The organism is Thioclava sp. GXIMD4215, assembly GCF_045291555.1.
Classification (GTDB): domain Bacteria; phylum Pseudomonadota; class Alphaproteobacteria; order Rhodobacterales; family Rhodobacteraceae; genus Thioclava; species Thioclava litoralis.
This window is the reverse complement of sequence record NZ_CP149515.1, coordinates 679,667-705,986: the sequence shown is the minus strand read 5'-3', so window position 1 is coordinate 705,986 and position 26,320 is coordinate 679,667. Positions and strand designations below refer to the sequence as shown.

At 59.3% G+C, this 26,320-nt stretch carries 26 protein-coding genes and 3 pseudogenes; 22 read left to right on the top strand and 7 right to left on the bottom strand.

The window, feature by feature from the left end; translation table 11 throughout:
• Positions 1 to 43: 43 nt before the first annotated feature.
• Both WDB86_RS03370 and WDB86_RS03365 read right to left on the bottom strand, forming a co-directional pair.
• Positions 44 to 361: a putative quinol monooxygenase gene (locus WDB86_RS03370; protein WP_406737009.1), complete on the bottom strand. Its 318-nt coding sequence runs from the start codon at positions 359 to 361 to the stop codon at positions 44 to 46.
• A complete protein-coding gene (locus WDB86_RS03365; RefSeq protein WP_406736595.1) occupies positions 358 to 1,089 on the bottom strand; it encodes an IclR family transcriptional regulator in 732 nt (243 codons plus the stop codon). The genes WDB86_RS03370 and WDB86_RS03365 overlap by 4 nt, the downstream gene beginning before the upstream one ends.
• A 307-nt stretch (positions 1,090 to 1,396) precedes the next feature.
• On the opposite strand from WDB86_RS03365, the gene WDB86_RS03360 reads away from it, so the two are divergent.
• The gene (locus WDB86_RS03360) at positions 1,397 to 1,801 is read left to right on the top strand and encodes a helix-turn-helix domain-containing protein (protein ID WP_406736594.1); all 405 of its coding nucleotides are present in this window, start codon (positions 1,397 to 1,399) and stop codon (positions 1,799 to 1,801) included.
• 541 nt (positions 1,802 to 2,342) lie between these two features.
• Here WDB86_RS03360 and WDB86_RS03355 read toward each other — a convergent pair.
• The 3 genes and pseudogenes from WDB86_RS03355 to WDB86_RS03345 all read right to left on the bottom strand — a co-directional run.
• Positions 2,343 to 2,575: pseudogene (locus WDB86_RS03355) on the bottom strand (IS3 family transposase); the annotation flags it as partial.
• Positions 2,576 to 2,684 (bottom strand): annotated as a pseudogene (locus WDB86_RS03350) (transposase); the annotation flags it as partial.
• 159 nt (positions 2,685 to 2,843) lie between these two features.
• Positions 2,844 to 3,719, bottom strand: a complete 876-nt coding sequence (locus tag WDB86_RS03345) for a LysR family transcriptional regulator (RefSeq protein WP_406736593.1) — start codon at positions 3,717 to 3,719, stop codon at positions 2,844 to 2,846.
• Between the two features lie 169 nt (positions 3,720 to 3,888).
• On the opposite strand from WDB86_RS03345, the gene aroE reads away from it, so the two are divergent.
• From aroE to WDB86_RS03290, 11 genes and pseudogenes are all read left to right on the top strand, one after another.
• A complete protein-coding gene (aroE, locus tag WDB86_RS03340) occupies positions 3,889 to 4,743 on the top strand; it encodes a shikimate dehydrogenase (protein WP_406736592.1) in 855 nt (284 codons plus the stop codon).
• A gap of 207 nt (positions 4,744 to 4,950) precedes the next feature.
• A complete protein-coding gene (locus tag WDB86_RS03335; RefSeq protein ID WP_406736591.1) occupies positions 4,951 to 6,138 on the top strand; it encodes an MFS transporter in 1,188 nt (395 codons plus the stop codon).
• A 10-nt stretch (positions 6,139 to 6,148) separates the two neighbouring features.
• Positions 6,149 to 7,156, top strand: a complete 1,008-nt coding sequence (locus WDB86_RS03330; protein WP_406736590.1) for an LLM class oxidoreductase — start codon at positions 6,149 to 6,151, stop codon at positions 7,154 to 7,156.
• Positions 7,157 to 7,181: 25 nt separating this feature from the next.
• Entirely contained in the window at positions 7,182 to 8,027 is an 846-nt protein-coding gene (locus WDB86_RS03325; RefSeq protein ID WP_406736589.1) for an aldo/keto reductase, read from the top strand.
• A gap of 93 nt (positions 8,028 to 8,120) precedes the next feature.
• Complete coding sequence (locus tag WDB86_RS03320) at positions 8,121 to 9,401, top strand: class I SAM-dependent methyltransferase (RefSeq protein WP_406736588.1); 1,281 nt, start codon at positions 8,121 to 8,123, stop codon at positions 9,399 to 9,401.
• Positions 9,398 to 10,438 carry a zinc-binding dehydrogenase gene (locus WDB86_RS03315; RefSeq protein ID WP_406736587.1) on the top strand — a complete coding sequence of 347 codons (1,041 nt, stop codon included), beginning with the start codon at positions 9,398 to 9,400 and terminating at the stop codon, positions 10,436 to 10,438. The genes WDB86_RS03320 and WDB86_RS03315 overlap by 4 nt, the downstream gene beginning before the upstream one ends.
• Positions 10,435 to 11,001 (top strand): sugar dehydrogenase complex small subunit, encoded by a 567-nt coding sequence (locus tag WDB86_RS03310; protein WP_406736586.1) that lies wholly within the window; start codon positions 10,435 to 10,437, stop codon positions 10,999 to 11,001. The genes WDB86_RS03315 and WDB86_RS03310 overlap by 4 nt, the downstream gene beginning before the upstream one ends.
• Before the next feature lie 3 nt (positions 11,002 to 11,004).
• A complete protein-coding gene (locus tag WDB86_RS03305; protein ID WP_406736585.1) occupies positions 11,005 to 12,537 on the top strand; it encodes a c-type cytochrome in 1,533 nt (510 codons plus the stop codon).
• A 14-nt stretch (positions 12,538 to 12,551) separates the two neighbouring features.
• Complete coding sequence (locus WDB86_RS03300) at positions 12,552 to 14,186, top strand: GMC family oxidoreductase (protein WP_406736584.1); 1,635 nt, start codon at positions 12,552 to 12,554, stop codon at positions 14,184 to 14,186.
• The gene (locus WDB86_RS03295; RefSeq protein ID WP_406736583.1) at positions 14,179 to 14,760 is read left to right on the top strand and encodes a flavin reductase family protein; all 582 of its coding nucleotides are present in this window, start codon (positions 14,179 to 14,181) and stop codon (positions 14,758 to 14,760) included. Before WDB86_RS03300 ends, WDB86_RS03295 begins: the two co-directional genes overlap by 8 nt.
• A gap of 360 nt (positions 14,761 to 15,120) precedes the next feature.
• Positions 15,121 to 15,270, top strand: a pseudogene (locus tag WDB86_RS03290) (IS5/IS1182 family transposase); the annotation flags it as partial.
• A gap of 88 nt (positions 15,271 to 15,358) precedes the next feature.
• On the opposite strand, the gene WDB86_RS03285 reads toward WDB86_RS03290, so the two are convergent.
• A complete protein-coding gene (locus tag WDB86_RS03285; protein WP_406736582.1) occupies positions 15,359 to 16,429 on the bottom strand; it encodes a tyrosine-type recombinase/integrase in 1,071 nt (356 codons plus the stop codon).
• A 147-nt stretch (positions 16,430 to 16,576) separates the two neighbouring features.
• On the opposite strand from WDB86_RS03285, the gene dusA reads away from it, so the two are divergent.
• Entirely contained in the window at positions 16,577 to 17,578 is a 1,002-nt protein-coding gene (gene dusA / locus WDB86_RS03280; protein ID WP_406736581.1) for a tRNA dihydrouridine(20/20a) synthase DusA, read from the top strand.
• Positions 17,579 to 17,615: 37 nt separating this feature from the next.
• Entirely contained in the window at positions 17,616 to 18,434 is an 819-nt protein-coding gene (locus WDB86_RS03275; protein WP_406736580.1) for a sulfite exporter TauE/SafE family protein, read from the top strand.
• Positions 18,435 to 18,457: 23 nt separating this feature from the next.
• Here the strand turns inward: WDB86_RS03275 and mazG are convergent, their stop codons facing one another.
• Positions 18,458 to 19,303, bottom strand: a complete 846-nt coding sequence (mazG, locus tag WDB86_RS03270; RefSeq protein ID WP_406736579.1) for a nucleoside triphosphate pyrophosphohydrolase — start codon at positions 19,301 to 19,303, stop codon at positions 18,458 to 18,460.
• A 349-nt stretch (positions 19,304 to 19,652) separates the two neighbouring features.
• Here mazG and WDB86_RS03265 point away from each other — a divergent pair, with 349 nt between their 5' ends.
• The 8 genes from WDB86_RS03265 (at position 19,653) to ccmB (ending at position 26,259) form a co-directional block, all read left to right on the top strand.
• On the top strand, positions 19,653 to 20,126 hold the full coding sequence (locus tag WDB86_RS03265; RefSeq protein ID WP_406736578.1) for a hypothetical protein: 474 nt from the start codon (positions 19,653 to 19,655) through the stop codon (positions 20,124 to 20,126).
• A gap of 532 nt (positions 20,127 to 20,658) precedes the next feature.
• Complete coding sequence (locus tag WDB86_RS03260) at positions 20,659 to 21,180, top strand: hypothetical protein (protein ID WP_339107254.1); 522 nt, start codon at positions 20,659 to 20,661, stop codon at positions 21,178 to 21,180.
• Positions 21,181 to 21,537: 357 nt separating this feature from the next.
• Complete coding sequence (yajC, locus tag WDB86_RS03255; RefSeq protein WP_339107255.1) at positions 21,538 to 21,879, top strand: preprotein translocase subunit YajC; 342 nt, start codon at positions 21,538 to 21,540, stop codon at positions 21,877 to 21,879.
• A gap of 17 nt (positions 21,880 to 21,896) precedes the next feature.
• Entirely contained in the window at positions 21,897 to 23,561 is a 1,665-nt protein-coding gene (secD, locus tag WDB86_RS03250) for a protein translocase subunit SecD (protein WP_339107256.1), read from the top strand.
• 13 nt (positions 23,562 to 23,574) lie between these two features.
• Entirely contained in the window at positions 23,575 to 24,555 is a 981-nt protein-coding gene (secF, locus tag WDB86_RS03245) for a protein translocase subunit SecF (protein ID WP_406720740.1), read from the top strand.
• A gap of 18 nt (positions 24,556 to 24,573) precedes the next feature.
• Positions 24,574 to 24,960, top strand: a complete 387-nt coding sequence (locus tag WDB86_RS03240) for an Mth938-like domain-containing protein (RefSeq protein ID WP_339107258.1) — start codon at positions 24,574 to 24,576, stop codon at positions 24,958 to 24,960.
• 10 nt (positions 24,961 to 24,970) lie between these two features.
• Positions 24,971 to 25,606, top strand: a complete 636-nt coding sequence (gene ccmA / locus WDB86_RS03235; protein ID WP_339107259.1) for a heme ABC exporter ATP-binding protein CcmA — start codon at positions 24,971 to 24,973, stop codon at positions 25,604 to 25,606.
• Positions 25,603 to 26,259, top strand: coding sequence for a heme exporter protein CcmB (ccmB, locus tag WDB86_RS03230; protein ID WP_406736577.1), 657 nt, complete (start codon positions 25,603 to 25,605; stop codon positions 26,257 to 26,259). The genes ccmA and ccmB overlap by 4 nt, the downstream gene beginning before the upstream one ends.
• The last annotated feature ends 61 nt before the right edge of the window (positions 26,260 to 26,320 follow it).

Genomic DNA, 26,320 nt, shown 5'->3' with positions numbered 1-26,320 from the left:
GAACGTCGGCGATGACCTCGCTCTTTCGGTGCTTCGATACGGGTCAGTCGAGGCGCCGCAGACGCAGGATTTTCGCTTCGCCCACGACATGGGGAGGCAAAAGGTCTCCAAGGCGCAGGAAGTGGGGCGTCCGATCATGCGACGCCAAGGCGTCGGCATCGGCCCAGCATTCGATGAACACAAAGCGGCCGCCGACTTCCCGATCCTGATGGAGCGCGTATTCAAGGCATCCGGCCTCGTTTCTGCTCGGTTCGACGGCCGCCTTTAAGATGTCGGCAACGGCTTGTTCATGGCCTGCTTTCGCTTGGACAATGGCGACAAGCCTGATTTCGGATCTGCTGGATAGGTCTTGCTGCGTCATCGGATCTTCTCGGCTTCCTTCATCATCATCCACGCGGCCTCTTTCAGCTTGTCTTTTGTCAGCCGTGTCATTGGACCACTCAAGCCGATCGCCGCGCGCACTTCACCGTTCTCACGCCAAGGCACGGCAACGCAGTGTAGTCCTGGTTGGTAGTTTTCCAGATCAAGCGCAAAGCCGGTCTTTTCGACAATATCAATCTGGGAGCGGATATCCTCCCCAAGTGCTTCCGCCCTGGTGGATAACACCCGCTTGCCGAGGCCAGGCATGAACGCGAGGAAGACCAGACCGATCGCCGATCCCTCCAACCTCTCTCTGACCTCGACCGGACAGGCGGTCTTCAGCATCTGGTCGGATTCTATGGCATCAAGGTAGTAGGTCTCGTCCCCACTCGGCACGGCAAGATAGACTGTCTCCCCGGTTTTTCGCGCGATGGCTTCCAGCACCGGACGCAGCCGAGTTCGCAACGCACCGTCGTCGCCAGCGATCCGAGCAAGATTCAGGATGCGGCCACCAAGATGATACCGGGTATCGCTGACGCGTCGGCGAACATAGCCTAGTTCATCCAATGTCTTGAGGATATTATGAGCGGTCGTCTTGCCGAGACGAGCTTGCTCGGAGATGTGCTTGAGTGAGGCCGCGCCACCTTCGCGTGCGATGATTTCGAGGATGGCGACGGCGCGTTCGATGGATTGGATCAAGCGCTTTCCATCCTCTCCTTTATCCAACAAGGGTGCCTCCGTCTAAATTGACGCCATACATAGCAGATTTACAGCGCTTTGAAGAGGGCAATTAGCTCTTAGTTCAGTAATGATGAACTTATTCGATTTTCGGTGTGCTTTGAAAAGGTCCACGTCTTCGACTGTGACGAATGGGGGCTCCAGTTGGGCCAGTTGTCACACGCGAGCATCGGTAGAAGTTCAACAATAGTGAATAATTGTCGATAGCAGTCGATTGTATTCGCTATCCGTTCGACTTCATCCGCTAGTGATGGCGACATTCAATGCCGGGAGAAAGTACATAAAAGGAGGGTGCTGAATGGACGCTCAAAGCGAGCACGACTTCCAGATCGCGACCGAAAGAACAGATTCGGCCACGCACCCAGTCGACCTGCGGGTCGGCAGGCAGATCCGCCGACAGCGGTGGTTGTTGGGGATGACCCAGAGGCAACTGGCTGATCAGATCGGTGTTCGGTTTCAGCAGGTTCAGAAATACGAAACTGGTGCCAACCGGGTAAGTGCTTCGCGGCTTTGGATGATGTCGCAAGCGCTCGGTCTCGACATCCACCGCTTCTTCGAGCCCGGTGCGGCAGAAGACGATAGCGACGAAGCGTTCGCATGGCGCGATTCAAAGGAGTGTGTGCAGCTCGTAGGGATCTTCCTAGACCTGTCAGCTGATCGCAAAACAGCTCTCTTGAACCTCGCGAAATCACTTGCGACGTGATCAGGCTTGTTCGATGACGTCAGGATCACAATATCCTTGCTTTGGCCCGATCGACAGTGCTCGGTTCGCCTATCAGTGACGCTCCGCGACCAACATCGGTTGAAACTGCGAAACAGTTTTCGGAGGTATTCCGGCACTTGCGAACGCGGCGCAGGAAAAACTGACCGGCGTTGAGCCTGGAGCAATTATGATGCCGTTGGCGGCGACGCCTGCAGGACCGTCTTGATAGAACGCGCTCTCACAGTAGCCCGCCGCATTTTCGCGCATGAAGTCGGCATTGTTTGACGTGTGCAGAACCGTGTCGAACAGTCCGGCTCGCGCAAGCGTTCCGCCACAGATTAGCGCAACGGTCGAACTGTCTGCTCGGCTGGCCCGAAGAAAATCTCGAAGGTCCGGTGCTTGCCTGCTTTGCCAGACCGTTCTTCCGGTGATTACCACAACGTCGGGCCTCCATGCCAGACATTGCAGTACGCTGTGGTCGACAAATGCGGACAACCCACCTTGCAAACGAAACTGCCCAAGGGTGGGGGAGAGGGGGAGATTTTTGCAGCCGCTCGAACTCGAGGGGGCACTGCATTCCGTTCCGCGCGTGCTTGTGTTTCGGATTGCGGAATATCTCGATGTAGTCGAACACGTCTCGCCCGGGTTCCTCCGACATGTGGCCATAAGCAGATCCTGGAGCACGACGTAGGTCGTCTGGCGCGACTGCATGGACCATCCGACCACACGGCGTGAAAACGGATCGATCGCCACCGCGAGGTAAGCGAAGCCTTGGCTCACGCCTAGGCGCTCGGCCACCTCCCTGACCGGGTGCAGCCCTCTCGTTGATCTGCGCAACGGCGTCTCTCTTAAAGTCGTCGCTGAACTTACTGCTGCTCATCATAGCCTCCTTGCCTCAAAATTAGCGAAGAAGACGTCCACGATATACACGGCTATTCACATAGCTGTACTCAGGGAACCTCCAAGGCTGAAGTTGCGTTGGGCAGCCTTGCTTTGGTCTTCATCGGTTGCATTCATATGACCGCCGCGTCCACGCCTCGTGTTAGCCCACGGCGTCTGCCAGGAAATCGATAAAGGCACGTATCCGCACCGCAAGGTTTTCATGTCCGACATAGACGGCGTGTATCATTTCGATGTCACCAGGATTGTAGCTCTCTAGTACTGGAACCAAACGTCCGGCGGCAATGTCGTCGGCTACATGAAAACACCCCAAGCGCGCCAAGCCAACACCTTGTAGTGCGAGCTGGCGCAAGATGACGCCGTTGTTGCCATGTGCATTGCCGGTCACGGCAAGGCTGTAGGGCTCTCCGCTGGTCGGATCCCGAAACGGCCATTCGTCCAGGCTGCGACGAAAGTTGAAGCGAAGACAATTATGCGCGGCCAGATCGTGTGGCGTCGTCGGGGCGCCGACACGTTTGAGATAGTCGGGCGACGCAACAATCACGCGACCGGATTCCAGCAGTTTCCTCGCCTTGAGGGCGGAGTCCCGCAACGGCCCCGAGCGTAGGGCGATATCGGTGCGGTCGTCGACGAGATCCACAACGGCATCGGTCAGCGAGATGTCCAGTTCGACCTGCGGGTAGAGCGCGAGAAATTGCGGGGCCAACGGCAGAATACAACATTCTCCGAAGGCGACCGATGCGCTGATCCTTAACCGTCCCTTGGGGACGGCTCCAGCGCCGTTCGAAATGAGCCGCTCCGCCTCATCGATGTCGGCAAGGATGGGTCTGATCCGCTCGAGATAGAGCATTCCCTCGGGGGTCAATTGCAGCATCCGCGTCGAACGGGCGAAAAGTGCTACGCCGAGACGGTCCTCGACCCGACCGATCAGCTTGCTGACGGCCGAGGGCGTCAGGCCGACCTTGCGTCCGGCGGCGGAGAAGCTGCCAGTCTCCGCGACGGCCACGAAGACGTTCATTTCTCCGCTTCTATGATCCATCATCGCATCCTGTGAAAATTCTTCATCATAGACAAGGTTATTGCGTCATAATATTCTCAAGTCAAGTTGCGGTGGTATGCCCTTGTGGGCGCCGAGATGGGCGTTTCCACAGTTCCGATATCCCGGCAAAAGACTTAAGGAGTTCCCCATGTCAGCGTCCAACATGTTTCTTGACCAATTGACCGGGTCGTTTTCAACGCCCGCCGCCGAGAACCCGACCGTGGCAATGATCGAAGCCGCCTACCGCCACCACGCTATCGCAGCACGCTACATCAATTGTGAGGTCCAGCCCGAAGATCTTCGCGAGGCTGTGCACGGTGCGAGGGCGATGGGATGGATCGGGTTCAATTGTTCGATCCCGCACAAGGTCGCGGTCATAGAGCATCTCGATCAGTTGACTGATGCCGCCCGTCTGATCGGCGCTGTCAACTGTGTGGCGATCCGGGAGGGCGAGTTGATTGGTGAAAATACCGATGGGAAAGGCTTCCTCGCGTCACTCCAGACCGTCACGGACCCGGTTGGAAAGAAAGTCCTCGTCCTGGGCGCTGGAGGGGCTGCCCGAGCGATTGCGATCGAGCTCGCGTTGGCCGGAGCCGCCCACATCACCGTCGCAAATCGCAATGATCGCGGCGCCAAACTTGCAGAACATGTTGACGCGAAGACTCCTGCCAGCGCCGAATTTTTGCAATGGTTCGGCGATGTCTGGGCTCCTGATGGCACCGATATTGTCGTCAATGCCACGCCAGTCGGTCTTTATCCCGACGTCGACGCATGCCCTGCGTTCGACTTTCAGAGCCTTTCCGCCTCAACGGTGGTTGCGGATGTCATTCCCAATCCACCCCGGACCGCCTTTCTGAAATCGGCCGGGGTGCGGGGATGTCGAACGCTTGATGGGCTTGGGATGCTGGTCAACCAGGGGATCGCCGGCATTGCGTTCTGGACTGGAATGCAGATTGACGCCGCTCCGATGCGCGCGGCCCTTTCGGACATCTTTGCGGTCTGAGCGGCCCGCGTCAGGCCTGTCAGGACGATTGCGGCGGGCCACGAAGCAAGAACGATCACTATATGTGAAATTTGTTCATAGGCATTTGTATAAATGGGCGTATTCATTCAAAAGTCGCGTTGACGCATCCTGCGGTCAGTAAGAACTCCACCCTGACCCGTTTCAATCCGGCCAAGGACATTCATGTCGCCGGAGAAAGGATGCCCTATGCCCATTGCCCTCTTTGCCTTGACGATCGCTGCCTATGCGATCGGGACGACGGAGTTCGTCAGTGTCGGCCTCTTGCCGATCATTGCTGACGATTTCTCTGTTTCCTTGCCCGTCGCCGGGCTGATCGTTTCCATCTATGCGCTTGGTGTGACGTTTGGCGCGCCGATCCTCACCGCGCTCACCGGTCGTATGGAGCGCAAACCGCTCCTCATTATCCTCATGCTGCTCTTCATCGCGGGGAATGTTCTGTCCGCCATGAGCGCAACCTTTGGCCTTCTTCTGGCCGGACGCGTGCTTGCGGCCTTTGCACACGGGGTCTTCTTCTCGGTGGGCTCGACAATTGCGGCTGACCTTGTGCCAGAAGACCGGCGTGCCTCCGCAATTGCATTGATGTTCATGGGGCTGACCGTGGCCATTGTGACCGGCGTGCCGCTTGGAACCTGGATCGGCCAGATCTTTGACTGGCGTGCGACCTTCTGGGCTGTCACCATCCTCGGTGCCGTTGCCCTTCTTGGCATTGCAGCACTCCTGCCCAACAAGATCGCCAAGGCACCGCCGGCTTCGATCATGGATCAGATCCGCGTTCTGGGCTCCGGTCGCCTGCTGCTCGTCTTTGCGATGACCGCACTCGGCTATGGCGGTACCTTCGTGACCTTCACCTATCTGTCGCCCATCCTGGAACAAATTACCGGCTTCTCGGCCTCGTCCGTCAGCCTGATCCTGGTGCTCTACGGTGCTGCGATCGCGCTTGGGAACCTTTCTGGCGGCAAGATCGCCAACAAGAACCCCGTAAAGGCTTTGACCGGATTGTTCCTGGCTCAGGCCATTGTCCTCGTGGTCTTCACCTTTACCGCAGTCAATCCGATCGCTGCGCTGGTGACCCTCGCGCTGCTCGGCTTCCTCCAGTTCGCCAATGTTCCCGGACTTCAGCTCTATGTGGTGCAACTCGCCAAAGAGCACCGTCCCGGTGCCGTCGATACGGCATCCGCACTCAACATTGCGGCTTTCAATCTCGGCATCGCTGCCGGGGCCTGGATCGGAGGCGTGGTCGTCGAAGCTCCCGGTTTCGGTCTCGATGCAACCCCTTGGGTCGGCGCGATCATGGTCGCCGGTGCCCTGGTCCTGACCTACTGGAGCGGTGTTCTCGACAGCCGCACCAAATATGCCACGGCGCATTTCGAATAAGGAAACAACGATGTCCAATACACAGAAATCCGCGATGGACCTGATTGCCAGGCCAGGCGAGATTACCCTCGGCATTGAACTTCCCCTCGACAACGACTGGTCACCGGCGGGAGATGCCCGCCGGCGGGAGGAGGGGCGTCCTTACGGCGTCCCGGACCTCACACGCTACCCCGAACTTGTCCGTCAGATCGACGATGCCCGGTTCGCAGCACTCTGGATGCGTGATGTCCCGGTCTTCGATCCGCGCAACTTCGGCGATGCCGGTTCGGTCTACGATCCCTTCGTGAATCTCGGCTATCTTGCCGCTGCGACGAAGAATGTGGCTCTGGGCACTGCAGCCATCGTGCTGCCGCTGCGCCACCCGATGATGGTGGCAAAGGCGGCGGCTTCGGTGGAACAATTGTCCGGCGGTCGCCTGATCCTCGGGCTCGCATCGGGCGACCGGCCTGTTGAGTATCCTTTGCTTGGCCTCGATTTCGAGGCGCGTGGCGAGACCTTCCGCAAAGGTGTCGACTATTTGCGCGCGGCCTGGAAGAACGGCGGCCTGCCTCTTGGAGATGGCAGGAGCGTGTCTGAGTACGACCTTTTACCAAAGCCAACCGGCAATCGCATCCCGATGGTGATCGCGGGGAACGGCCAGCAATCAAATGACTGGATCGCCGGGAACATGAACGGGCGCTTCGTCTATCCTGGCGATTTGAACCGAATGGCGTCGCAGGCCGCAGACTTCCGATCCCGACGCGCTGCGGCGGGGCATGACAGGGGGGCATTCATCAGCGCCTTCCATCTCGACCTTGCCGACGATCCCGACGAGGTCGCAACGCCGCGCCGCTTCGGGGCGCGTCTGGGCCGCAACAGTTTCATCGACCATATGGCGCGCCTTCAGGACGTGGGTGTCGATCACTTGGCCGTCTTGTTGCGACCGTCCCGCCGCCCGTTGCCGGAGGTCATTGAGGAGCTTGCCCTTGATGTGCTGCCGCAGCTTCGCAGCACGGACACCAAGACCAGAGCTGCCTGAAGAAAATCGATTGAAAGACTGACTTATGACACAAACATCTCCCTCCTATCAGAACGTTAGCGCAAATGGTGCCAGTATTCCGGCCCTTGGGTTTGGCACCTTTCGCATGTCGGGACCTGACACCCGGCGCATGGTCAAACATGTGCTCGACCTCGGCTACCGCCATATCGATACCGCCCAGATCTATGGCAACGAGGCCGAGGTCGGTGAGGGCCTCGCTGCATCGGGTGTCGCCCGCGGTGAAATCTTCCTCACCACGAAGGTCTGGGTCGAAAACTATCCGCATGATGCTTTCATCGCTTCGGTGGACGAAAGTCTGAAGAAGCTGAAAACGGACTATGTCGATCTGCTCCTTCTGCACTGGCCAAACCAGGCCGTGCCGCTGGCAGAGCAGATCGACGCACTCAATGAAGTGCGACAGGCGGGGAAGGCACGCAATATCGGTGTGTCGAACTTCAACACCGCGCTCATGGCAGAAGCGATCAGGCTATCCGATACGCCGCTGGTGACAAATCAGATCGAGTACCACCCATATCTGAATCAAACGAAGGTCATCGAAGCTGCCTGCGAGGCCGGGCTCAGCGTGACCGCCTATTACGGCATGGCGGACGGCAAGGTGTTCGAGGACGAGGTCCTGAAGGATATCGCGGCGCGGCATAACAGATCAGTGGCTCAGGTCGTGCTGCGATGGCTTGTTCAGCAGGATGGCATCGTCGCGCTGTCCAAGACCGTCAGTGAGAAACGCGCCGCCGAGAACTTCGCAATCTTCGATTTTTCGTTGAGCGCAGATGACATGGCGGTGATTTCCGCGCGCGCGGTTTCCGACGGACGTCTCGTCAGCCCCGAGGGCCTGGCCCCCGACTGGGACTGACAGCACGTGCCTGGCCGCCTTGCAGGCGGCCGGGACCAATTGGTCCTGCCGGACCCGCGCGACCCACGATTGATCAAGTTTGATGGCTAAGACATGACACCTGCTGCGGCACATATCCAACGAAAGCTCGATGCACTGGCACAGCCGGTGTCACTTGTTCTCCCCTCCGGCACCCTGCTGGGCGACAAGACTGCGCCAATCCAACTCAAGCTGCAGAGCAGCCGCGATCTGGCAGCCCTGGCCGCTGGCCAACTTGGGGTCATTGGAGAGGCAGTGGTCGAAGGGCGTGCCGTTGTCGAGGGATCGATGCGCGATATGATGGCGGCTGTCGTAGGTCTTCTTCCGTCGCAGAACATCGGTGCGCCTCCATCGTGGTGGCACAGGGGATTGGCGCGGATATCCTCACGTTTGCGTCACAGCCGGAGGCGAGACGCTGCGCAAATCGCCTTTCACTATGATGTTTCCGATGACTTCTACGCGCTCTGGCTCGATCCGCGCCGGGTCTATTCCTGCGCATATTATCCGTCGGCTTCAACACAACTGGACAAGGCACAGGAGGCCAAGCTCGACCTCATTTGCCGCAAGCTCGACCTTCAACGTGAAGAGCGCTTTCTGGACATAGGCGCGGGATGGGGTGGGTTGTTGCTTTGGGCCGCAGAGAATTATGGCGTCGAGGCACAGGGGATCACGCTGTCTCGAAACCAGCATGCATATGTCAACCGGTTGATCGCCGAAAAGGGGCTTGGGCACCGCGTCCGGATGGATCTTCTGGACTATCGCGATCTCACATCTCAAAGGCCTTTCGACAAGATCGCATCGGTGGGGATGTTTGAGCATGTCGGCACGGCCAATATGCCAACCTATTTTGGAACATTGCAGCGCCTGCTGAGACCCGGCGGTCTCTTGCTCAATCATGGGATCACCTCTTCCGGACTGGATGGGGCGCAGATTGGCGGCGGGCTCGGTGACTTCATCGAGCGCTACATCTTCCCGGGCGGTGAGTTGGTGCATGTCAGTGCGGCGGTGCGCGAGGCAAGCACGGCGGGACTGGAGCCCGTCGATGTGGAGAACCTGCGCCCACACTATGCGCGGACGCTCTGGGATTGGTCGGATGCGCTCGAAGCCCGGCTCCCCGAGGCTGAACGGATTCTGACGGAGACGGCCGGCCCGGAAAAGGGACCGGCAATCTTGAGGGCTTATCGGCTCTATCTGGCAGGGTGCGCGTTGGCTTTCGAGCAAAACTGGATCTCGATTCACCAAATCCTCGCGACGCGCCCCAGTGGCGATCCGGATCACACTGAGCTGCGCGGTAGCCAGTCCGATTATCCGTTTCGCCGCGACTTCATCTACACAAATTCGGAGGGTGCCGCATGAGCGACACGACGATGCAGGCGATCTTGCTCGACCGCCCAGGGCCATTGGAAACGTTGCGATTTGGTACGCTGCCCATTCCGCACCCTGCGCCGGGAGAGGTTCTGGTTCGGGTTCAGGCCGCGGGTCTCAATCCGGTCGATTACAAATTCGCTGAGGCCGGAGACGGCATCGCGGTCTGGCCTCATGTTTTGGGAGTCGATGTCGCTGGTACTGTCGAGGCAGTTGGCGAGGCCGTGAGCAAGTGGAGGCCGGGACAACGGGTCGCATTTTTCGGGGATCCCTGGCGACGCGGTGGGTTTGCCCAACTTGCGATCGCAAGAGTAGAGACCCTGGCAGCCATTCCAGATGGCATGAGTTTCGAGAGTGCTGCTGCCCTGCCAACTGCGGGGTTGACGGCCTATCAAATCCTGCATCGCAAGCTCCCTGAGCGACCCCAGATTGTGCTGATTTTCGGGGTGAGTGGCGGTGTCGGGGGACTCGCCGTTCAGATAGCGAAGGCTGCAGGGCATCACGTGATCGCCGTTGCGCGGGCTGATCGCGCGGATATGGCGCGTGCACTTGGCGCCCACACGGTCCTCGCGCCGGGGCCCGATCTACTCGCACAGCTCAAGGCTTCAACAAATGGACATCGGGCCGATTTTGTCATCGACACGATCGGCCCGGATAACCCGAATGATGTCCTTGATCTGATTGCTTTTAATGGTGGCTTGGCGAGCATTGTCGCTTTCCCGGATTTCTCGCGGCTTCGCTGGTTTGAACGCGGTATCAGCCTCCATGAAATCGCGCTCGGCGCCGCCTACCGCTACGGGGATAAGACGGACCTGGCAGACCTTGGATCAATGTTGGCTAGCCTATTTGCCATGGTCGATCGAGGGGAGGTCGCGGTGACGATTTCCGACATGATCAGCTTTGCCGATATCCCCCGTTCGCTCGACCGGTTGAAACGACGCCAGCTAAATCCCGGAAAGGTCGTCGCGACTATGGATTTCCCTTCCTCCAACCAAAATCATGTTTCAGCAGTGGAGCCCAGTAAATGACAGACGAAACGCATTCAGTGACCCTCACCTGCGGGCCGGCCGTCAGTCGGCGTCGGCTCCTTCTACTCTCGAGCGTTTCGGTATTCGCGACAGCAATATTGGGGCGAACTGGGGGCTCCAGCCTCGCGGCGCGCGCGGAAACCGTGGCGGCCCCTCAAACCCTGAACAGCTTCATGGCGTTCTCGAAATTCGCCACAGGCCACGTGAGCCTCGATGGCGATGTCGGGAACGCCTTGTTTTCGGCTCTTGCCGAGCGGGATCCGGCATTCCTCGACAATCTTGCAGTGCTAGGCGGCATGGTCGAAGACGGCTCTCTCCCTGATGTTGATGCCATGGAAGAGCATCTCAGAGGGACCGTGCTGCATGACACGCTGCTGAGCGTCGTGCGCGCCTGGTATTCCGGCGTGACCGAGGAGGGAAGCAACGCCCCGGTCTATGCCTATGAAAAGGCGCTGATGTATCAGCCCGCCCGCGACGGTGTGATCATCCCGACCTTTGCGCGGAGCGGTCCGAATTACTGGACAGCCGCGCCACCGCCGCTCGCACATATGCCCGAGTTCTGAGCAATGCGACGTATTTCCGCTTTCCAAATTCTATCGCGAAGTGGCCCTGTGATGGCTCCAAAACAACAAAAACACACACAGTATTCCCACGCCATCGGACTTCTTTTCTTGGCCTTTGCGCTCTTGAGCCCCGCCGTGTCAATTGCCGAAACTCCCGATGTTTCCGCGAGCGTAGACGCCGCGGACAGCTCGATTGCGCGTGGTCGCTACCTTGCCCTCGCGGCCGATTGCGCGGCCTGCCACACGAACGGCCGGGAAGGGATGCCCTTCGCGGGTGGCTATCCCGTGCCGTCACCCTTTGGGCCGATCTATTCGACCAATATCACGCCCTCGCTCAGTCATGGGATCGGGAGCTATTCACGCGCGGAGTTTGCCCGGTCGCTGCGCGAAGGCGTGCGCCAGGATGGCGCGAACCTTTACCCTGCCATGCCATACACGTCCTACGCGCGCCTGTCGGATCAGGACATCTCAGACCTCTACGATTATCTCATGCAAACCGTTGCCCCGGTGGATCGGAGCGCGCCGGAAACGCATCTGCCGTTTCCTTTTTCCATGAGGGCGGCGCTTGGCCCGTGGAAAACCCTCAACCTGAACGCCGAGCCAGTTTCGCAAACCGGGACACCAGAGGACGAGTCACTCGAACGCGGACGGTATCTTGTCGATGGGCTCGCGCATTGTGCGGAATGCCATTCCCCGCGCACGCTTACACTTGGAACCGATCCCTCCCGCTACCTTCGGGGCGGGGCAGTCGGTCCCTGGTATGCACCGGATATCACCAACTCTTCGCAAGGTATTGGGGGCTGGTCTGACGACGACCTTGAGGCCTATCTGAAAACGGGCATAGCGCCGCAGGACCGCGCTGCAGGTCCGATGGCCGAAGCGATCGAACATAGCTTCCAGCATCTTACCCACACCGATATCACCTCGATCGTCAACTATCTGCGAAGCGTCCCCACTTCAGCTCAGAGTGAGGCGGTGGACGCCGAGAGCAAGACAGGTGCGAAGCCTGTACCAGCCGCATTCGATCTGAACTTGGTGAATGGGCGCCGCGATCAGACCGAAATCGCAGGCATCGCCGATGGAGCCCTTCTTTACAACGCCGTCTGTGCCAGTTGTCATCAGCCGGACGGCAGCGGCACGCCCGATGGCTATTATCCGCCGCTCGTTGGTATTGGCACGGTCACTTCATCGAACCCGACGAACCTGGTCGCAACGATCTTGTATGGGGTCGACCGTGAAACACAGGGCCGCGAGATTCTGATGCCGGGATTTGGGACGGATTCCCCGGTCCAGAGGCTCAGTGACGAACAGGTCGCGGCCATTTCGACTTATGTCGTCGCCCGCTTTGGAGTGGGGCAGACCCGTGTGACCGGTGCCCAGGTCGGGCAAGTCCGCAGCGGTGGAGCCCGGCCTGTGATCGCCCGGCTCGCCGCACCGAGCATTCTTTACGGCGCCACCGCGCTGTTCCTCGTGATTGCAATTGCTTTGGTGGCGGTCGTTTTGCGGCGTTTGCGCCCTCGCTCACAAAATATCTGAAAGGTAGATACACAATGGTTGGCAAATTTCTCACGGCCGACGTGGCAATCGTCGGAGCCGGTGTCTGCGGCGGACTGCTTGCACACAAGCTGGCAAAGCAGGGCCTGGATGTGTTGGTCCTAGATGCAGGGCCGCGCTACGATCGGGCGCAGATCGTTGAAAACTGGCGTCACATGCCACCGGCCAACAAAGCCGACTATGACTATGCGACCCCATATCCCATAGCGCCCTGGGCACCCCATACCAATTTCTTTCTCGACAATGGCTACCTGATCGCCAAGGGGCCGGATGCGTCTGCCTATAAGCAGGGGATCATCAAGGGCGTCGGCGGAACTACCTGGCATTGGGCGGCTTCAAGCTGGCGGTATCTGCCGAACGACTTCAAGCTGCAATCCACCTATGGGGTGGGGCGTGACTATGCCGTCTCCTATGATGATCTCGAAGCCTACTACTACGAGGCCGAGCTGGAGATGGGCGTGAAGGGCCCCAATGGCATGGAGATCGTGCCCTCCGCGCCGCGCAAGCAACCTTGGCCGATGGATTCAATGCCTTACGGCGCGGGCGACCGAAAGTTCACTGAGATCGTCAAGCCGCTTGGATATGAGAACACACCTGTCCCACAAGCGCGCAACAGCCGGCCTTACGACGGGCGCCCACAATGTGTTGGCAACAACAACTGTATGCCGATTTGCCCGATCGGAGCGATGTACAGTGGCATCCTCTCGATTCACAAAGCTGAAGCACTCGGTGCGAGGGTTGTCGAAAACGCTGTCGTCTACGGGATCGAGACGGATGAGAAAAACCGCATCGTCGCACTGAATTTCTACGATCCGGACAGGCAGTCCCATCGTGTGACCGCCAAGACCTTCGTCATTGCCGCCAATGGCATCGAGACACCGAAGCTCTTGCTGCTCGCCGCGAACGACCGCAATCCGGGCGGCATCGCCAACTCTTCCGACCAGGTCGGTCGCAACATGATGGACCATCCCGGTATCGCGATGAGCTTCCAATCGGCCGAGCCGGTCTGGGCTGGCGGCGGTTCGGTTCAGATGAGTTCGATCACCAACTTCCGCGATGGTCCGTTCCGTTCGGACTATTCAGCGATCCAGATCGGGTACAACAATACCGCTCAGACATCGCGTGCGGGGATGAAGGCACTGTCGATGGGGCTGGTGGGACGCAAGCTTGACGAGGAAATCCGCCGCCGCTCTGCGCATGGTGTCGACATCTATGTCAATCACGAAACACTTGCCCATCCCGACAACCGGCTGCGCCTGTCGAAAGACCGCCGCGATGCCCTGGGCATTCCGCATCCCGAAGTGACTTATGATGTCGGCGACTACGTCCGCAAGGCGGCGGTGAAATCCAGAGAACACCTGAATCGGATCGCAGAGGCGATGGGGGCGACAGAGATCGAGACGACCTCATACTTCACGCCTAACAACCACATCACCGGCGGGACGATCATGGGCGATGATCCCGCCGACTCCGTCGTCGATGGCTGGTGTCGAACCCACGATCACGAGAATCTGTTCCTCGCCACAGGGGGCGCAATGGCAGCGGCAGGAACGGTGAATTCCACATTGACCATGGCCGCGCTGGCCCTGCGTGCGGGCGACGCCATTCTGGAGGATATGCGTCATGGATAATGCCAGGCTGGAGGGACAATCGCTTTGGGGCGTGGCGGAGGATGGCTGCACGACTTCAAATGCCTTCGACACGACGGTGAAACGCGCTGTTGCGCGGACGCAATTCGTCGAAGCGATGGCGCGGATAGCCTCTTCCGTTTGGGTCGTAAATGCTGATGGAGCGCGTGAAAGTCCTGGCCGGACGGTCACCGCGATGTTTCCGCTTTCCGCCGATCATTCGACAGTGATGATCTCGATAAAATTTCGCAGCCGATTGGCTGATGTGATCGGCGCCGCCGGAAGATTTTCGCTCGCCATGCTGGCTGAGGGACAGGAGAAGATCGCTGATGCCTTCGCCGGCAAGGGAGAAGTGCACGACAGATATGCAGAGGGGGACTGGACACAATGGCCGTCTGGTCAGCCGCACCTTCTGGGTGCTGTTGCCGCGTTCGATTGTGTTCTGGAGAAGGTGATGCCGATGAATGATCATACCCTTTTCATAGGGCAAGTCATCGGGGCAGATTGGGCACGGGATAAACGCCCGCTACTCTGGTATGATCGCGAATATCACTCTGTCTCGTTCTCCCGGACGTGAACTTAGGGTCCAAGCCCCCGGGTGTCTTCGAGATGATTATGACGAATTCACGTTTTAAACGTGAGTTCCCCTTTTCAGTTTTTCAGGCCGCTTGGGTTATCCCGTCTTCAGAGGTCTAGGTCCAGCAGCGCTTGGTGCATGACAGCCTGATCCGCATCGACGCCAGTCCAGCGCTTTAATCCAATCACCCCCTAGCCGACGAGCATTCCCAGCCCATCGACTGAATTGCATCCGCGCTCCTGCGCCGCCTAATACAATTTCGTATGCGTTGGGTTGTGAATGCCGTCGGCGACGGAGCGCAAGCTACCGTGGTCAATATTCGGCGTGCGTTCTACGTCGGGATAAAGGCAGAGGGAGTGCGGCATGAACACCAAGCTGCACGCAATCTGTGACAGCCAGGGAAGACCGATCGACCTGTTCATCACAGCTGGACAGGACAGCGATTACATCGGCGCAACGGCCCTGCTTAGCGGCCTGCCAAACGTCAAATGGCTGCTCGGGGAACGGGGCTAAGATGCTGACTGGTTCAAAGAAGCACTGCAGGACAAAGGGTGTCCACGAAACCGGGGGAGCTCCACCTTCGGCAAGGCTGGCCGGCTCAGTCTCTGTCGATCGCAAGTTGCAGGCCGGGCCACCCTGCTAACTTATCGCCTGTTTCTCGGATGTGCGTATAGCGTTTTAGGCTCACCCAAGACCTGTGTCCACTGACCGCTGCGACATGGGGAATGTTCCAACCCATCTCAAACAGGCGCGAGATGCCTTCATGGCGTAGATCGTGGAAATGAAGATCCTCGATCCCGAGCAGCTTGCAAGCGCGAGTAAAGTTGGCCGTGATCGCGTCGGGGGAGTAGGGGAAGATCTCAGCTTTGCTCTTGCGCATACTGTCGACGATCCGAATTGCCTCCTCAGGCAGATCGACCCAGGTATCGTTTCCGAGCTTTTCGCCGGGGTGCTTCATGTCACGGACCAGAATGCGCTTGTGCTCCTTCTGAAAATCATCCCAGGTGAGGCGGGTGATCTCTGCCTGTCGGCGCGTCGAGAAGAGAGCGAACACAATCACCTTGTGCATGGGCATGGCCTGAGGTGTTCTCTGGCGCCGATCAATGAAGTGGGCCAGCAGCCGGTCGAGTTCATCGAGGGTGGGTCTGCGGTTCCGCTGCGCGGAACGGGAGATGATCCCCATGCGGCGCGCGACGGTGATCGCGTCTCTCATCTCTCGGTCATCCAGCCGGAAGTCCCACATCGGTCGTGCTATGGCGAATATGGAGGCGAGATGGCTCGCGTAGTTCCCGACGGTTTGCGGTTGTCCGGGCAGAGACTGAAGAAACTCGATGATATCCTTCGACTTGATGGTGGAACATGGCAGATCGGCGATCGGGTAGGTGGCGATGGTCCTGAGGACTTGCGCCTTTGTGCGACCGATGTCCTTCACCGTTTCTTCGGTGTAGCGCTCGATCACTTTGGACAGTGGAGGGTCGGATACGTTCAGTTCTTCTAGCACTCCGGGCTTGGCAAGCTCGTTCTCACGCTTCTTTATCCAGGCGGTCGCCGCGGGGCGTCTGTCAAAGGTTTTCGTCTCATGATAAGTAGAGCCCTCTCGCATTACACGCACACGTGCTAGGTAGCTGCTACTGCCATCTTTACGTTTGCGCGTGGTAATCGAGCCCATGATGACCTCCCGGCTTGGTACATGGGAATCCTATTTGGTACATTGTGCCAAGTCCAGCGTCGAAATTGGCGTCTTTGGTACAGAACGGTCAGGAACGAGACGAAGGTGAGACGAATATAAGTGGCTGATAAAATTAAAAAACAAGATTTGTCAACGGCTTCCCGCCTGTCCGTTGCGCCGATGATGGATTGGACGGACCGGCATTGTCGTTTCTTTCATCGCCAGATCTCCCGTCACGCCTTGCTCTATACCGAGATGGTGACGGCTCCGGCGATTGTGCATGGGGACCGGCGCAAGCTTCTGGAATATAACGTCCCCGAGCACCCCGTGGCTTTGCAACTTGGCGGCTCCGATCCGGCGGAATTGCGTGCGGCAAGCGCGATTGCCAATGACTGGGGGTATGACGAGATCAACCTGAATTGCGGCTGTCCGTCTGATCGGGTGCAATCGGGGGCGTTCGGGGCGGTGTTGATGAAAACGCCCGAGCTGGTGGCGGAATGCGTGTCAGAGATGGGCGCGGTCAGCACGGCGGAGGTTACCGTGAAATGCCGGATCGGGGTGGATGATCAGGACCCGCAGGAGGTGCTGCCGCGCTTTCTGGAAACCGTTTCGGCGGCAGGGGTGAACCGCTTTACCATCCATGCGCGCAAGGCTTGGTTGCAGGGGCTTTCGCCTAAAGACAATCGCGAGATCCCGCCGCTGGATTACGAACTCGTGGATCGGATGAAGCTGGAGTTCCCGCATCTGAACCTGTCGCTGAATGGCGGGCTGGCGGATCTGGCTGCTGCCGAGGCCGCTTTATCGCGCGGGTTGGACGGGGCGATGATCGGGCGGGCGGCCTATCATGAACCGATGGCGATCCTTGGAGAGGCCGATCTGCGGATCTGGCAAGAGGGGAGCCCGCGCGATCCCTTTGAAATTGCCGAAAATATGATCGCCTATATCGAGTCACATCTTGCTCAGGGCGGGCGCTTGCACCAGATTACCCGTCACATGCTCGGCCTGTTCCATGCCCGTCCGGGAGCGCGGCGATACCGGCAGATCCTGTCCGAAGGGGCGACGCGCTCCGGGGCTGGGGTTTCGCTGTTCCGTCAGGCGGTTGCCGCCGTATCCGAGGCGATGGCGGCGCAGGCAGAGCAAGATCCATGAGCCCTTGCGGGCTCTCCACATTTTCGGGGATGTCCGTATGACGACTGACGCTGCCACTTTAGGGCCGCTTATTCTTATCCTGATTGCAACCGGTGCCGTTGCGGGTGTTCTGGCAGGGCTTTTGGGTGTTGGGGGCGGCATCGTGCTTGTGCCCGCGTTCCTCTACCTGTTCTCGGCTCTGGGCTATGCGTCCGATGATCTGATGCAGATCTGCGTGGCAACCTCGCTTGCCACGATCATCGTAACCTCCTGCCGCTCGCTGCTGGCGCATAACAAGCGCGGCGCGGTCGACTGGTCGATCCTGCGGTCATGGGCGGTGTTCATTGCCATTGGCGCGCTGGCAGGGGTTTTGGTGGTCCACCATCTCAGCACCACGATATTGCAGGCATTTTTTGCGGTGATGGTGTTTGTGATTGCAATGTATATGCTGTTTGGAAAACCCACTTGGCGGCTGGCCGAAACGATGCCCGGTCTTGCGCGGCGGGCGATCTATGCGCCGCTGACGGGGTTGGTGTCCGTGCTTCTGGGGATCGGGGGAGGGTCCATCGGAACGCCGCTGATGACCCTGCATGGCGTTCCGATCCATCGCGCGGTCGCGACGGCCTCGGGCTTCGGGGTGATTATCGCGGTGCCTTCCGCTATCGGATTCTTGCTGACTTCGGTCAGTAATCCGCCGCCTTACACTATCGGGGCGGTGAATATTCCGGCCTTCCTGATCGTGATCGCCACCACCATGCTGACCGCACCCATAGGCGCCACGCTGGCGCATAAGCTGGATCCGAAAGTGCTCAAACGCGTTTTTGCGCTCTTTCTGGCGCTGGTCGCGCTGAATATGGCGCGGAAGGTCTTCTTTTAAGGCTCGGACCGATAAGGCAGGGATTATTTGATCCCTGCCGCTTTTGCCGCGTTCCAAAGCGCATCCATTTCCTCCAAATCGCTTTGATCTGGCGTTTTGCCCCGTTTGCGCAGGGCGTCTTCGATATAGGCGAACCGGCGGGTAAACTTGCTATTGGTCGCCCGTAGGCAGGCTTCGGGGTCAAGATCCAGATGCCGCCCCAGATTCACCATGACAAACAGCAGATCGCCATATTCTTCGGCAATCTCGTCTGCGCCCAGCATGGCGCGCGCCTCGACCAGCTCTTCGGATTCCTCCGAGATCTTGGCCAGAACATCCCCGATATCGGTCCAGTCGAACCCGACCCGCGCGGCACGCTTCTGCAGCTTGAGGGCGCGGGTGAGCGCGGGCAGGGCCAGAGCCACATCGTCCAGCACGCCCGTCGGCGTCTCGCGTTTTCCCTTGGTCGCGCGCTCTGCGGCCTTGATCTTTTCCCAGTCCGCGCTCTGCTGTTGCGCCGTTTTGTCACGATTTTCCGTGCCGAAGACATGGGGATGGCGATGCACCATCTTGTTATTGATCGCGCGCAGCACATCCGTCACGTCGAACAGGCCGCGATCCTTGGCGATCTGCGCATGGAACACCACCTGCAATGCGAGATCGCCCAGTTCGGCAGGCAGCTCGTCCCATGCCGCGCGCTCGATCGCATCGGCCACCTCATGCGCCTCTTCCAGAGTATAGGGCGCAATGGTGCCGAAATCCTGTTCGATATCCCACGGGCAGCCCGTATCCGGGTTGCGCAGATTGGACATGATCGCCAGCAGGCGCTGGAACTGGTGGCCGGCCTCGGGCTGGTCGTCGAAGATGATCGGATCATCGGGAGATGTCATGTCTGAACCCTTCCTGCAGTCTGTGCGCCCATATGGGGGTCTTTATCAAACCGCGCCGCCCCAAAGTCCAGAGCGGGTGGCGGAGAAAAGTGATCAAAAGGCGAACAAATTCACCTTGCGTTAAGCGTGCTGCACTAACGTCAACCGTGAAGACCGCGCCAGCCAGGCGGGGCTGCAAGCAGGAGCTTGTGGAATATGTGCGGCAAAAATTGCCGTCTCTTCGCTTGGCGCAGTTGTCCGGATGTCCTCGAACGGGGCGTGCTCGGGCCGTGGTGTTTCGGGCTGCCGTATTTCGGGGCTCTATGGCGAAAGCCGGAAACGATTGCGCACCAAGAAGGGATGACGGGTGATGTTTGCAGAAGTGAAGACCGAGACCGGATCGGGCAGTAGCCCCGCAGGACGGCTACCGATGACAGAGCTCGTGGCCCGCCACAGCTATCTTCGCGATCTTAGCGACAAGATGATCGGGGAACAGGATGCGCTGGCGCGCACCGTATCGGCAGGGCAGGGTCGTTTTGCGCCCGATGCGATGCCTGTAGAACTGTCTGCGCTTGCCGATAAGCTTCTTGCCGAGATTGACGAGCTGGAACAGGAGATCCGCATTCTCGGATACCAGATGGAACTGATCGAGGATGTGATCTTCGAGACGCCTCCGCGCGATCCGGCAGAGGCTCTGGCCAAACTGCGCTTCCTCTCGGGGCAGATGCAGGATGGCTATGAATTCTCTCCCGACTATTTCGCGAATGTCATGGAAGAATGTTCCGAGCTTCTGGATCATGGCGCGGTTCAGGGCTGCGAGAGTCTGATGGCGTTCCATCATTAGCGCCATCATTAGTGGCCCCCTCGGCCGCAGGGCCGGGGTCGTGTCTGACGAAAGGCGCTTTCGGGCGCCTTTCATCTGCCTGCGGTGTATCGGCCCGTTATCCGCCCTGTCATGCGCTTGGCTGCCACGATGCAGGGAGTGATTCTGCTCCGACGGGGAATCACCGGCAAATCACGATTGTTGCCAAGATCGAACCACTGTCCAAATCTGCCCTGATCGCCTGTGAAATAGGGCAAAGCCTGCCTGATTGGTAAATAAAGGGTAAAGATTCACGGCGCCCCGACGCGCCAGATTTTCTGCCTTATTTTCGCCTTCAAACCTAACCTTACAAGTTTATGAAAAATAACAAAAAATCTTCTATGCCATCGTGTTAACCAAATTTAACCATCTTCCCGCCTTCGTTAAGGAATTGGTAACCAAGTGGGAAACAATGCCTTGGTTCCTCCCTCATTTGGTCAAGCCTACTCGCAATTATGTGTTCATCGGCAGCAGACAGGGCTGACTGCCCAAGGCGAACAGAAGGACGAACACAATGCAGAACGCAGTTGAATTCCAAACCATCGGTGCTCCCAAAGCAGAGCGTGCAGACAGCAAGACCTTGATCGAACTGATCCGTCGTTATGACTATATCGAAGGGCTGTGCGATCGCGTACTGACCGAACAGCAGGCCAAGATGTCGCGCTATCACCAGATGATCAGCGAAGAGCGTATCAAGCAGGCTCTGCGTGGCACCACCGACATTCCGGAACGTCCTCCCGTCCATACCCGCGAGACCGCCGAGATCGAAGAACTCGAGACCGAGGTCCGCATCTACCGCTACCAGCTCAACACGCTTGAGAGCGTCATTTACGAAACCGAGCCGTCGAACCTGAAAGAAGCTCTTGCCAAGCTGCGCTTCATCGCCCGCCTTGTGGTGGATGGTGTCGAATTCGAAAGCGATTTCTTTGCCTTCATGATCGAGGAATGCACCGATATCGCCGAGATGAGCGCGCAGGATATGGTCGGCGCAGAACGCGCCAAGCTGCAAACGCTGATCGACGCCCAGACCCTGTGATCCCTCCCGCAGGTGGTCAACTCCCCTGTGGCCACCTTCCTGCCACGTGATCTTCCGCAGCCTTGCGGGCGATCGCACGTCTTTCGCCAATGATCCTGTCCGGGTCACCCCGACCGGGGAGCAGCTCCCCCGGTCTCACCCCTCCCGGACAGGATCACGGCCGATGCCCCAGAACGGGGGCAGATCCCCAGAATTTCCTGACATTTTCGTGTGACCGTCGGATGCGTCGTGTATTCCGGCGTTCTGTTCGTTACTAGGGCGGCAGAAACTTGCCATCGTCCCAAGGCCCATATAGGGTGCGCGCCGAATTCAAGGCGTTTTTGCGCTCTCTGGCCCTCAGGAAAGGACCCAAAGTCAATGTTCGTGACCCCCGCATATGCTCAGGCAGCCGGTGCAGCAGCACCCGGTGGTATGGCCGCTCTCGGCCAGTTCTTGCCGCTGATCCTGATCTTCATCATCATGTATTTCCTGCTGATCCGTCCGCAGCAGAAAAAGGCGAAACAGCATCGCCAGATGGTGGAAGCCCTGCGTCGCGGTGACGAGGTTGTCACCCAAGGCGGCATTCTGGGGAAAGTGACCAATGTGCGCGAAGATGGCATGGTCGAAGTGGAAATCGCTCAGGGCGTCAAAGTGCGCGTGGTGAAATCGACCATCGGTCAGGTGGTTTCGAAAACCGAACCTGCTGCTGAATCCAAATAAGAACGAAAGCGTCGGCCATGCTGCATATCCCGCTTTGGAAGCGTATTCTCATTATCGCCCTCTGTGTTATCGGGCTGGCAATGGCCGCGCCAAATATCTTTTACGCCAAGGTCGAGGGGCATAATGATGCCGCCTCGACTTTCGCCAAAACCAAGACCCTGACGACCGAACAGCAAGCTGCGCTGGACGCCTGGCCCGCTTGGCTGCCCAACGGGCTGGTCAATCTCGGGCTCGACCTGCGGGGCGGCGCCCATCTTCTGGCCGAAGTCCAGCTTTCGGATGTCTATGCTGCGCGGATGAAATCGCTCTGGCCGGAAATGCGCAGCGCGCTGGCCAAAGAGCGTTCCACCATCGGTGCGATCCGCCGCGTCTCTTCGCCCGAGGACGAGCTGCGGATCCAGATCGGCAATGCCGACCAGATCCAGAAGGCGGTCGAAATTGCCAAAACGCTCGCTTCGCCGATTGTGACGCTGACTGGCGTCGGTCAGGATGATCTGCAGATCACGGGGCAGGGCGATACCATCACCATCAAGCTGTCGGATGCGGAAAAACAGGCCACTGACGACCGTACCATGCAGCAATCGCTTGAAATCGTGCGCCGCCGGATCGATGCCGCAGGCACCCGCGAGCCGACGATTGCCCGTCAGGGCTCGGACCGGATCCTGATCGAGGTTCCCGGCATCGGCTCGGCTCAGGAGCTGAAGGATCTGATCGGCACGACCGCGCAGCTGAACTTCATGCAGGTGAATGGCAGCACGCAGGACGAGAACGCCAATCCCGGCGCGGGCAACGTGCTGGTCCCCGATGCCAACCGCAAGGGCCTTTACTACATTCTGGGGGATGTGCCGGTTGTGTCGGGGGATGCCCTGACCGATGCGAAAGCCGCCACCGACCAGAACGGCTATCCGGCGGTCAGCTTCCGTTTCAATACGACCGGCGCGCGCCAGTTCGGGGATTTCACCGCCTCGCATATCGGCGAACCCTTCGCCATCGTGCTGGATAACGAGGTGATCTCGGCCCCCACCATCCAGAGCCATATCGCGGGCGGTTCGGGCATTATCACCGGCAATTTCTCCATTCAGGAATCCACCGATCTGGCCCTTCTGCTGCGTTCGGGCGCGCTTCCGGCCAAGCTGGACTTCCTTGAAGAACGCACGATCGGGCCGGAGCTGGGCGCGGATTCCATCCGTGCCGGAGCGATTGCCGCCGTGGTCGGACTGTTCCTCGTGATTGCCTATATGATTGCCAGCTACGGGCTGTTCGGGACGTTCGCGGCGATTGCGCTGCTGATCAATATCGGCTTGCTCTTCGGGATCATGTCGATGATCGGCGGCACGCTGACATTGCCGGGGATTGCGGGGATCGTGCTGACGATGGGCACCGCCGTGGATGCCAATGTGCTGATCTACGAGCGTATCCGCGAGGAACTCAAGCGCGTCAAAGGCCCTGCGCGGGCGATCGAGATCGGCTATGAAAAGGCGATGTCGGCCATTATCGACGCCAATGTCACCACCTTCCTGACAGCCCTTATCCTGTTTGTGCTGGGGGCAGGGCCGGTGCGCGGCTTTGCCGTGACCCTGATCATCGGGATTGTGACTTCGGTGTTTACCGCAATCTGGGTGACCCGCCTGATGGTGGTGACCTGGTACGACCGCCGTCGTCCGAAAACGCTAGACCTCTGAAGGAGCGAAACACATGGCATTCCGTCTCAAGCTCGTTCCGGACGAGACCAAATTCGATTTTTTCCGTCACCAGTTCCTGACCTTCGGGTTTTCGGTGGTTCTGGTCATTGCCTCGATTATCGCCACCGCGGTGATGGGGCTGAATTTCGGCATCGACTTCCGCGGCGGGACCACCATCCGCGCGGAAAGCAGCCAGTCGATCGATGTGGGGGCCTGGCGCTCGGCGCTCCAGCCGCTTGATCTGGGCGATGTGGTGATTACCGAGGTGTTCGACCCCTCCTTCGGCCCCGACCAGAATGTGGCCGAGGTGCGCATTCAGGCGCAAAATGACGAAGGGTCGATCACGCCGCAGACCGTCGATGCAATCAATGCCGCGCTGAAAGAGGTAACGCCGGATGTCAAATTCACGGCTACGGAATCCGTCGGTCCGAAGGTTTCGGGCGAGCTGATCAAAACGGCGATCCTGTCGGTTCTGGCGGCAACCGCCGCGATCCTCGTCTATATCTGGCTGCGCTTCGAATGGCAGTTTGCCGTGGGCGCTGTGGCCGCGCTGGTGCATGATCTTGTGATCACCGTCGGCATTTTCGCCGTGGCGCAGATCAAGTTCGATCTGACGATCATCGCAGCGCTGCTGACCATTCTGGGCTATTCGATCAACGACACCGTGGTGGTGTTTGACCGGTTGCGTGAAAATCTGGTCAAATACAAAACCATGCCGCTGCGCGAGGTAATGAATATCTCGGTCAACGAGACCCTGTCGCGGACGGTGATGACCTCTGGCACCACGCTGATTGCACTGATCTCGCTTCTGGTGCTTGGGGGCGACGTGATCCGTGGTTTCGTGTTCGCGATGACCTTCGGTGTGGTGGTCGGGACCTATTCCTCGGTCTTTGTTGCGAAAAACATTGTTCTGATGATCGGTCTCAACCGTTCTGAAAAGAAAGACCCCGCCGAGAAGTTCTTTGACAAGAACACCGGTAGCGAAGCCAAATAACGACCCAAGGGGACCGCGATGCAGATGACCGAAGCCAGTTTTTCCGGACAGACGCCCATTGACGGCTATGGGCCGGGGTTTTTCCGGATTGCTGGCGCGGTGCGTCGCGGTGCGCAACTGGTATATGGGGCAGGGGCTGTCGATTGGGGCGGCTTCGAGGATCTCGCCGCGATCCGTGCGCTGGTCGGGCGTATTGATGTGCTGTTTGTCGGCATGGGGGCAGATATCGCCTTTCCGCCTGCCGATTTCATCGCGGCGGTCGAGGAAATGGGCCTGATGCCCGAACCGATGTCCAGCCCCTCTGCCGCGCGCAGCTACAATGTCCTGCTGACCGAAGGCCGCCGTGTGGCCGTGGCGCTGCTGCCGATGCCGGGCGACCTGCCGCCCGAGCTGGCGCGTGACTGAGGGCGGCCCGATGCCCCTTCTGACGATCACCGATCTCAGTGTCGCGCGTGCGGGGCTTCCGATCCTCTCCGCGCTTTCCTTCTGCGTGGATCATGGCGAGGCACTTGTGCTGCGCGGGCCGAATGGCATTGGCAAGACCACCCTTTTGCGCACCATTGCCGGCCTGCAACCGGCCTTGGCGGGAGAGATGTCCCTGGCCGCCGAATCTATGGCCTATGCCGGCCATTCGGACGGGTTGAAGGCCACGCTGAGCGTTGTCGAAAATCTCAGATTCTGGGCCGATATCTATGCGACAAAGGATATCGCGCCTGCCCTTGCGCAGATGAATCTCGACGCTTTGGCGGATCGCGCGGCGCATAGTCTTTCGGCCGGACAGAAACGGCGCTTGGGGCTGGCGCGTCTGCTGGTGACGGGGCGACCGATCTGGGTTCTGGACGAACCGACCGTGTCGCTGGATCAGGCGTCGGTGCAGCTGTTTGCCGAGGCCATCCGCAGCCACCTTGCGCAAGGCGGGGCGGCCCTGATGGCGACCCATATCGACCTCGGTCTCCCCGAGGCACGCGTGCTGGACCTTGGCCCGTATCGCGCCGATCCGCTGGCCCCCACAGGCGGGTCCGCCGGTGCTTTCGACGAGGCCTTCCTATGAGAGCCCTCTTGCTGCGCGATCTTAAACTGGCGGTCAGGGCTGGTGGTGGCTTCGGTCTCGGGCTGGCCTTCTTTCTGATCGTGGTAACACTTGTGCCCTTCGGTGTTGGCCCGCAGGCAGAGATTCTGGCCCCTATCGCGCCGGGAATCCTGCTGGTGGGGGCGCTGCTGGCCTGCCTGCTGTCGCTGGACCGGATCTTTGCGCTCGATTACGAAGATGGCTCGCTCGACCTTCTGGCAACGGCCCCCGTTCCGATGGAGGCGGTGGTCTCGATGAAGGCGCTGGCGCATTGGCTGGTGACGGGCCTGCCGCTGACGCTCGCCTCGCCGCTTTTCGGCCTGCTGCTGCATCTGGACCCCAAGGGCTATATCTGGCTGGTAAGCGCGCTTTTGCTGGCAACGCCCGCGCTTTCGGTGCTGGGGACATTCGGCGCGGCCCTTACGGTGGGCATCAAACGTGGCGGGTTGCTGCTTTCGTTGCTGGTGCTGCCGCTCTATGTGCCCACGCTGATTTTTGCCGCGGAGCTGGTGCGCCGCGGGGCGGAGGGTGCAAATGTCGAGGCGCCCGCTCTGGTGCTGGCAGGGATCACCCTTGCCTGTGCCGCTTTGGTCCCATTTGCATCCGCAGCCGCAATCCGGATAAATCTGAGATAGATCAGAGACTCTCACGCCCGTGGCGGGCATGGGTCATCTGCGACGTTCGTTGAAAGGTGCC

What these genes read in the sequence shown, in the direction of transcription:
- WDB86_RS03360 (WP_406736594.1), top strand. Translation starts at nt 1,397, where the DNA reads ATGGACGCTCAAAGCGAGCACGACTTCCAGATCGCGACCGAAAGAACA.
- secD (WP_339107256.1), top strand. Translation starts at nt 21,897, where the DNA reads ATGCTGCATATCCCGCTTTGGAAGCGTATTCTCATTATCGCCCTCTGT.
- WDB86_RS03320 (WP_406736588.1), top strand. Translation starts at nt 8,121, where the DNA reads ATGACACCTGCTGCGGCACATATCCAACGAAAGCTCGATGCACTGGCA.
- WDB86_RS03370 (WP_406737009.1), bottom strand. Translation starts at nt 361, where the DNA reads ATGACGCAGCAAGACCTATCCAGCAGATCCGAAATCAGGCTTGTCGCC.
- secF (WP_406720740.1), top strand. Translation starts at nt 23,575, where the DNA reads ATGGCATTCCGTCTCAAGCTCGTTCCGGACGAGACCAAATTCGATTTT.
- WDB86_RS03305 (WP_406736585.1), top strand. Translation starts at nt 11,005, where the DNA reads ATGCGACGTATTTCCGCTTTCCAAATTCTATCGCGAAGTGGCCCTGTG.
- WDB86_RS03260 (WP_339107254.1), top strand. Translation starts at nt 20,659, where the DNA reads ATGCAGAACGCAGTTGAATTCCAAACCATCGGTGCTCCCAAAGCAGAG.
- yajC (WP_339107255.1), top strand. Translation starts at nt 21,538, where the DNA reads ATGTTCGTGACCCCCGCATATGCTCAGGCAGCCGGTGCAGCAGCACCC.
- ccmB (WP_406736577.1), top strand. Translation starts at nt 25,603, where the DNA reads ATGAGAGCCCTCTTGCTGCGCGATCTTAAACTGGCGGTCAGGGCTGGT.
- mazG (WP_406736579.1), bottom strand. Translation starts at nt 19,303, where the DNA reads ATGACATCTCCCGATGATCCGATCATCTTCGACGACCAGCCCGAGGCC.
- WDB86_RS03295 (WP_406736583.1), top strand. Translation starts at nt 14,179, where the DNA reads ATGGATAATGCCAGGCTGGAGGGACAATCGCTTTGGGGCGTGGCGGAG.
- WDB86_RS03345 (WP_406736593.1), bottom strand. Translation starts at nt 3,719, where the DNA reads ATGAACGTCTTCGTGGCCGTCGCGGAGACTGGCAGCTTCTCCGCCGCC.
- WDB86_RS03285 (WP_406736582.1), bottom strand. Translation starts at nt 16,429, where the DNA reads ATGGGCTCGATTACCACGCGCAAACGTAAAGATGGCAGTAGCAGCTAC.
- WDB86_RS03335 (WP_406736591.1), top strand. Translation starts at nt 4,951, where the DNA reads ATGCCCATTGCCCTCTTTGCCTTGACGATCGCTGCCTATGCGATCGGG.
- WDB86_RS03300 (WP_406736584.1), top strand. Translation starts at nt 12,552, where the DNA reads ATGGTTGGCAAATTTCTCACGGCCGACGTGGCAATCGTCGGAGCCGGT.
- WDB86_RS03310 (WP_406736586.1), top strand. Translation starts at nt 10,435, where the DNA reads ATGACAGACGAAACGCATTCAGTGACCCTCACCTGCGGGCCGGCCGTC.
- ccmA (WP_339107259.1), top strand. Translation starts at nt 24,971, where the DNA reads ATGCCCCTTCTGACGATCACCGATCTCAGTGTCGCGCGTGCGGGGCTT.
- aroE (WP_406736592.1), top strand. Translation starts at nt 3,889, where the DNA reads ATGTCAGCGTCCAACATGTTTCTTGACCAATTGACCGGGTCGTTTTCA.
- WDB86_RS03265 (WP_406736578.1), top strand. Translation starts at nt 19,653, where the DNA reads ATGTTTGCAGAAGTGAAGACCGAGACCGGATCGGGCAGTAGCCCCGCA.
- WDB86_RS03275 (WP_406736580.1), top strand. Translation starts at nt 17,616, where the DNA reads ATGACGACTGACGCTGCCACTTTAGGGCCGCTTATTCTTATCCTGATT.
- WDB86_RS03325 (WP_406736589.1), top strand. Translation starts at nt 7,182, where the DNA reads ATGACACAAACATCTCCCTCCTATCAGAACGTTAGCGCAAATGGTGCC.
- WDB86_RS03240 (WP_339107258.1), top strand. Translation starts at nt 24,574, where the DNA reads ATGCAGATGACCGAAGCCAGTTTTTCCGGACAGACGCCCATTGACGGC.
- WDB86_RS03330 (WP_406736590.1), top strand. Translation starts at nt 6,149, where the DNA reads ATGTCCAATACACAGAAATCCGCGATGGACCTGATTGCCAGGCCAGGC.
- WDB86_RS03315 (WP_406736587.1), top strand. Translation starts at nt 9,398, where the DNA reads ATGAGCGACACGACGATGCAGGCGATCTTGCTCGACCGCCCAGGGCCA.